This is a genomic window from Polaromonas sp. P1_E1_2, from assembly GCF_056406035.1.
Genome location: NZ_JBFUAZ010000209.1, coordinates 1 through 6,291, shown reverse-complemented (window position 1 = coordinate 6,291; position 6,291 = coordinate 1). Strand labels below are relative to the sequence as shown.

The following is a 6,291-nucleotide window of genomic DNA, read 5'->3' as shown; positions in this document are numbered from 1 at the left end:
CGCCAGCCCATACGGAACTTGAGCCCCTCCCACAAAAGGCTGGGCGAGCCGAGGTAGTCGAAGTGCTGCGAAAGGCCGATATCGCGGTTGTCAAAGCGCACCACACGAAAGCCCGCATCAGCAATTGCCTGCACCATGGCCGGCGGCCAGGCAATCAGCTGCATGCCCAGCCCCATGATGAGCAACACCACAGGCCGGCCGGTTGCGTCGCCTGGGTGGGTGTCTTCAATCTCGATGGATATGTTGTTTGCGGTGATTTTCATAGTGGATTATGTACACCCCTGTTGAGGCTCACTGCGTGTAGCCTCCTCTCCCCTTGCAGGGGACGGGCGCCTGCGGCCTGGCAAAGCCAGTTCCGCGGCCCCACCTGGGGTGGTAGCCCCCATGAGACGGGTATTAAACAAATTCGCGTTCTCGTAGCCACTTGGTGGCAATCCATTTCTCGCCAGTGGTAACCGGCTCGCCGCCATGCAGCGTGAGGCTGGAAGGCAGTGCCTGCGGGTAACTGAAAAACACCGCATTGCCGCGCCGCGGCGCCACCCGCACCTCGATATCGGGGAACACCGTGGCGCCGCCTTCCTCGGGCTCATGCAGGTACATGATGAGCGTCGCCACGCGCTGACCGCCACGCTGCAGTATGGCGGGCGTGCCGGGTTCGGTCGGGTCAAAGTAGTCGTAGTGCGGCTTGTATTCGGTGCCAGGCCCGTAGTGGAGCACCTGCAGCCCTTCGCCGTTTTCCTGCGGCCAGCCGAAGATTCTGGCAATGCGCGCCTCCACCTGGCGCACCACGGCGTTTTCAGCGCGCCTGAAAAACATGCCCTCGCTGGTACGGTCAGGGTTGAGCTCCTCTCCGCCGGTCTTGGTGTCTACCGTCAGCGAACGTACCAGCCGCGGCCGGGCGGCCTCCATCAGCGCCTCGCATTCACTCGGGCCCAGCAGGTTGCCCAGCACGATGACATTGGGCACCTGGGCGAAAAAAAGTATTTCCACCCACTTGTCGCCGGCATCGACCATGTTGTTGGTGACCGGCAAAGCCAGCGCAGGCACAACCACTGCGGCGAGATCTTCGGGCGTCAGCCGCACCGCCCGCGTGGCGGCGTCGCGGCTCCAGCCGGCTGCCAGCATGGCGTTAAATATCTCGTCCCTGGAGTGGCCGAGGTTTGCCTGCGCCGTCATCCACGCCAGCACTTCCGGCGTGAGCTGCTGGTCGGTGCGGGCGGGCGTGCTCATGCGGGACTGGGCTGCTCAGGCGGCCTGCTTGCGCCGGAACACGAGCCGGTCGGGTTCGGACACTTTGGAGTCAAACCGGTAGCCTTCGGCGTCAAAGCCTTCGAGCTTCTTGACGGTAGTCAGCTTCTTTTCAATCGCATGGCGCACCATGAGCCCACGGGCGCGCTTGGCAAAAAAACTGATGACCTTGTACTTGCCGGCCTTGTATTCCTCAAAGACGCAGCTCACCACGCGCGCCTTGAGCGTCTTGCGGTCCACGGCCTTGAAGTATTCCTCGCTGGCGAGATTGACGATGACCGGTGTGGTGTGGGCAGCGGCGCGCTCGTTCAGGTAGGCGGAGATTTGTGAGCCCCAGAACTGGTAAAGATTTTTGCCTTGGGGTGTGGCCAGCGGCGTGCCCATTTCAAGCCGGTAGGGCTGCATGCGGTCCAGCGGGCGCAGCACGCCGTAAAGGCCGCTCAGAATGCAAACGTGCTCCTGCGCCCAGGCGAGTTGTGCGTCGCCTAGCGTTTTTGCATCGAGGCCGCCATACACATCGCCGTCAAATGCCAGCGCGGCCTGTTTGGAATTCTTCGCGGTGAATTTCGGCGACCAGGCCTGGTAGCGCGCGACATTCAGGCCTGCGAGCGAATCTGACAGCTTCATCAGTTCGCTGATCTGCTGCGGGGTCCGTGTTTTGAGCACGTCAATCAACTGGTCCGACTGGCGGGTGAAGAGGGGTTGGGTGTGGGTCGCGACGTGCGGCGGCGTGTCGTAGTCCAGGGATTTGGCCGGCGAGATGAGAAACAGCATGCTTTGAGTCGTAGGGGTAAGGCAAGTAAGGCGAAACCCCCACTTTACGACAGGAGGATGGCGCCACGGCCATGAACCTTCAACTACTGCAGATCGCAGGCCAAAGAGGCGAGCGTTTCCGCTGCAATCGTCGTATGCGCCGGGTAATGCGTGTGGTCGCAGCCGAGCTTGACACTGGCGCCTGCCTTGACGGCCGCGCACATGGCCGGGTCCAGCTCAAAGCGCACAAAGTGCACGGCCGAGGTCTTCTCGTCGTTTTCGCGGTCCATGTCTTCGTCAGCAATGGCGTAAACACGCTTGTGGCCTTCGACTTCGACGAACATGCGGTCTTCCACACCGATGAGCCGGGCCAGTTCGCGCTTGCGTTCGTTGACGTCGGGGTACTCCAGCATCAGTGTGCCCTTCCAGTTGCTGCCGTCGGRCATCAATGGGGCATAGGCTTCGATCTCCTGCTCTATGCCCTCTTCTTCAAAGATTTTCTCGACGCGCAGCATTTCCTGGATCTGGTAGCGGATGCTGGTTTCGCTTTCAAACTGCAGGTTGATGTGCTCACCCAGGCGCACGCTGCGCAGCTTGCGGTGGGCGATGATGGCCGGCTTGTTCTCCTTGCGGTATTTGCTGTAGGCCTCCAGCGTCATCAGGGATTCGCGGGTGATCTTTCCGGTGGTCTTCATGGTGTGATCTCATTTCAGGCCGTAGGCCGTGCGTATCAGCGTGAGCGGGTGCTTTTGCGGCGGTGCACCCAGGCTGTTGACGTCAAAGCCCTGGGCGATGTGGTGGCCGCCCAGCGGGCAGTCGCTGCTGATGACGTCAGGCAGGCCGCCGTCTTTGTGGCTGGCCATGGCTTTAAAAAGCGGCTTGCCGATCTTCATGGCCTGCTGGTGGTAKGGCACCTTCACGCCAAAGGTGCCGGCGTGGCCCGAGCAGCGCTCATGCGTGTGCACACTGGTGCCCGGCACCATCTTGAGCATTTCCTCGGTTTTCTTGCCGATGTTCTGTACGCGGCCATGGCAGGGGATCTGGTAGCTGATCTTGCCCAGCGGCGTGCTGAATTCGGTCTTGAGCAGGCCGTCGCGCTTGCGGGCCATCAGGTATTCAAACGGGTCCCACATGTGTTCCTTGACGAGCTGCACGTCGGCATCGTCGGGATACATCAGCGGCAGCTCCTGCTTGAACATCAGCGTGCAGCTGGGTACGGCGCTCAGGATGGCGTAGCCCTCTTTGGCGTATTTCACCAGCACCGGGATGTTGGCCTCCTTGCTGGTGTTCACCGAAGCGAGGTCGCCGAGCTCCAGCTTGGGCATGCCGCAGCATTTTTCTTTTTCGACCAGCACATAGGGCACTTCGTTGTGGTCCAGCACCTTGAGCAGGTCGTCACCTATGCCAGGCTCGTTGTAGTTGATGTAGCAGGTGGAATAAATCACGACCTTGCCGGGCGTCTTGGCGCCGTCTTTCACCGCATGCGGTGGCGACTCAAGCGCGCCTGAGCGGAATTTCTTCGTGGCCAGGTCGGGCAGCCAGGCGTTTTTGTCGACGCCCAGCACTTTTTCCATCACGGCGCGGGCCGGTTTGGTTTTGTTGACCGCGTTGGCCACCTGGACCACGATGGGAATGCCCGCGAACTGGCCGTGCACATCGGTGGACGACAAAAACCGTTCACCCGCACCCACTTCGCCCTTCTTGAACTTGATGGCTTTGGCGCGCAGCATGGTGTGGGGAAAGTCGAGGTTGAACTCGTGCGGCGGCACATAAGGGCACTTGGTCATGTAGCAGAGGTCGCACATGTAGCACTGGTCGACCACTTTCATGTAGTCCTTCTTGTCCACACCATCAACCTCGCCGGTCTTGCTTTCGTCGACCAGGTCAAACAGCGTRGGGAARGCGCCGCASAAACTCACGCAGCGGCGGCACCCATGGCAGATGTCGAAGATGCGTTCCATCTCGTGRAGGGCCGCGTCTTCGTTGTAGAAGTCCGGGTTTTTCCAGTCGATCGCGTGGCGCGTGGGCGCCTGGAGGTTGCCTTCTGTGGCCATGCTTGCCTCTTCTTTTGAATCTCAGGTGGGGGTTTGAGAAAAGACTCTCGTGCGAAATCTTTTCCAAAACCCGCCACGCCTCGCGGCGCAGCGAGGGACACGCTTGTCCAGTCAGTCGACCAGTTCGGCCAGCGCTTTGCTGTAGCGGTTGGCGTGTGAACGCTCGGCCTTGGCCAGGGTTTCAAACCAGTCGGCCACTTCATCATGGCCTTCGTCGCGTGCGGTTTTGGCCATGCCGGGGTACATGTCGGTGTACTCGTGCGTTTCGCCAGCCACAGCGGACTTGAGGTTGTCGCGCGTGGCGCCAAACGGCAGGCCGGTCGCGGGGTCGCCGCACTGTTCCAGCCATTCGAGGTGGCCGTGGGCGTGGCCGGTTTCACCTTCCGCAGTGGAACGGAATAGCGCCGCGACATCAGGTTGACCCTCAACGTCGGCCTTGTTCGCGAAATACAGGTAGCGGCGGTTGGCCTGTGATTCGCCGGCAAATGCGGCTTTCAGGTTCTCTTCCGTCCTGGAGCCTTTAAGAGCAGCCATGGAAATCTCCTTCGTGGGTTGATGAACGAACAAATCGTCAATGCTTCAAACCCACGCCCGACTTCTGGCGCAGGACCGAAGACCTAAACACCATAGACCTGTTGGAGGGATTCGTCTAATTGCCGGAATCAATGCATGCCATTAATTAAAACTATCAAATTAATATTATTAATAAATTTAACAAATTAAAGAAGGGCAACCATAGCCAGCGACGTACGGCAGACAAATTCATCGTATCAATTACGTTATGGTAAATTTATTACGGATAGGTAAACAATACTGTCCGAGTTGCCCACCGCACCGGGCCTCCAGGAAAAGCGCGTGCCGGCGCCTCGCATTTGCTACTCTTTTGATAGCTGCTTGCGCTTGACCGGTATGGCTAAAACGCCTAAAACACGTAAGAACCGCAGGAACAATCCATGCCGGAGACAAGCACAAAAGGCAGCGCCGCTGCGGCCACACTGCCGGCCGCGTTCACCAACGGCTATGAATTTGCCCAAGGCACGGGCTACACCCTGCCCGAATACCCATTCGTGGAACCGCCCGAGCTGCAAACAGGCGAGGTCAAACGGCACGGCGTCGTCATCGTTGGCGGCGGCATCACCGGCCTGACGCTGGCCTGTGCGCTGGCGCAGTACGGCATCAAGGCCTTGCTGCTGGACGAAGACAACACCGTGGGCGTGAAGGGCGCGTCGTCGCGCGGCATTTGTTATGCCCAGAAAACCCTGGAAATCTTCAAGCGCCTGGGCATTTACGAGCGCATCGCCGCCAAAGGGGTGCAGTGGAGCGTGGGCCGCACCTTTGCGGGCGCCGACGAGGTGTATTCGTTTGACCTGCGCCAGCAGCAAACGCATTCACTGAGCCGGCAACCGCCCTTTATCAATATCCAGCAGTTTTATGTCGAGGGCTTCCTGGTGGAGCAGCTCTACCGACCCGCGCCTGAGGACCGCCTCATTGATCTCCGCTGGAGCCACCGCGTCACGGCCTTTGAGCAAAACGACGACTTCGCGACGCTGCAGCTTGAAACGCCTGCGGGCAGCTACACCCTGCAGGCCGAACATGTGATCGATTGCACGGGCTCGCGCAGCCCGTTTCGCGCCTGGTGCGGTGCGACGGTCACCGCGCAAAAGGGCGACGACCGCTGGTGCATTGCCGACGTACGCTTTAAAAACCCGCCGCCGGTGGAGCGCCATACCTGGATCGAAGCACCTTTTAACGAAGGCCGCGCCGTGTGGCAACACCTGATGGCCGACGGTGTCTGGCGCATCGACTACCAGATGCCGCCGCACGCCAACCCCGAAGAAGTCAGCCGTGAGGACGTGGTGCGCGCCCGCCTGAAGGCGCAGTTCAAAAGCCAGGCGGGACAGGTGCTGGACGATGGTGACTATGAAATCGTCTGGGTCGGCCCCTATGCCTACCGCAGCGAATGCCTCGACAAGCTGCGCCATGGCCGCGTGTTCTTTGCCGGTGACGCGGCCCATGTGATGAGCCCCTTCGGCGCACGCGGCGGCAATTCGGGCGTTCAGGACGCCGACAACCTGGCGTGGAAGCTGGCCGCTGTGCTGCAAGGCCGCGCCGCGCCCGCATTGCTCGACAGCTATCACCACGAAAGGCATGAGGCGGCGAAGCACAACGTGCTGGTCACCAACCGCACCGCGCGCTTTCTGCGGCCGGCCGATGGCGCGGAGCGGCTGTTTCGCAC

7 protein-coding genes are annotated in these 6,291 nt (G+C 60.6%); 1 reads left to right on the top strand and 6 read right to left on the bottom strand.

Translation table 11 applies throughout. The annotated features are described in order from the left end of the window. The 6 genes from AC1D1P_RS11550 to AC1D1P_RS11525 form a co-directional block, all read right to left on the bottom strand. Window positions 1–263 (bottom strand): alpha/beta fold hydrolase (locus AC1D1P_RS11550; RefSeq protein ID WP_477673069.1); only part of this gene is annotated, 263 nt, incomplete at its 3' end. Between the two features lie 133 nt (window positions 264–396). Beyond that, window positions 397–1,230, bottom strand: a complete 834-nt coding sequence (locus tag AC1D1P_RS11545; RefSeq protein WP_477673068.1) for a 2OG-Fe(II) oxygenase — start codon at window positions 1,228–1,230, stop codon at window positions 397–399. A 15-nt stretch (window positions 1,231–1,245) separates the two neighbouring features. Continuing rightward, complete coding sequence (gene yaaA, locus AC1D1P_RS11540; RefSeq protein WP_477673067.1) at window positions 1,246–2,022, bottom strand: peroxide stress protein YaaA; 777 nt, start codon at window positions 2,020–2,022, stop codon at window positions 1,246–1,248. 83 nt (window positions 2,023–2,105) lie between these two features. Then, on the bottom strand, window positions 2,106–2,696 hold the full coding sequence (locus tag AC1D1P_RS11535) for a DUF3501 family protein (RefSeq protein WP_477673066.1): 591 nt from the start codon (window positions 2,694–2,696) through the stop codon (window positions 2,106–2,108). Between the two features lie 9 nt (window positions 2,697–2,705). Next, window positions 2,706–4,055: a (Fe-S)-binding protein gene (locus AC1D1P_RS11530; protein WP_477673065.1), complete on the bottom strand. Its 1,350-nt coding sequence runs from the start codon at window positions 4,053–4,055 to the stop codon at window positions 2,706–2,708. Window positions 4,056–4,166: 111 nt separating this feature from the next. Further along, the gene (locus tag AC1D1P_RS11525) at window positions 4,167–4,589 is read right to left on the bottom strand and encodes a rubrerythrin family protein (protein WP_007867167.1); all 423 of its coding nucleotides are present in this window, start codon (window positions 4,587–4,589) and stop codon (window positions 4,167–4,169) included. Between the two features lie 419 nt (window positions 4,590–5,008). Here AC1D1P_RS11525 and AC1D1P_RS11520 point away from each other — a divergent pair. After that, on the top strand, window positions 5,009–6,291 hold a 1,283-nt coding region (locus tag AC1D1P_RS11520), incomplete at its 3' end, for an FAD-dependent oxidoreductase (RefSeq protein ID WP_477673064.1).

Excerpts from the sequence above, each read along its gene's own strand:
- AC1D1P_RS11525 (WP_007867167.1), bottom strand. The coding sequence starts at position 4,589 with ATGGCTGCTCTTAAAGGCTCCAGGACGGAAGAGAACCTGAAAGCCGCA.
- yaaA (WP_477673067.1), bottom strand. The coding sequence starts at position 2,022 with ATGCTGTTTCTCATCTCGCCGGCCAAATCCCTGGACTACGACACGCCG.
- AC1D1P_RS11545 (WP_477673068.1), bottom strand. The coding sequence starts at position 1,230 with ATGAGCACGCCCGCCCGCACCGACCAGCAGCTCACGCCGGAAGTGCTG.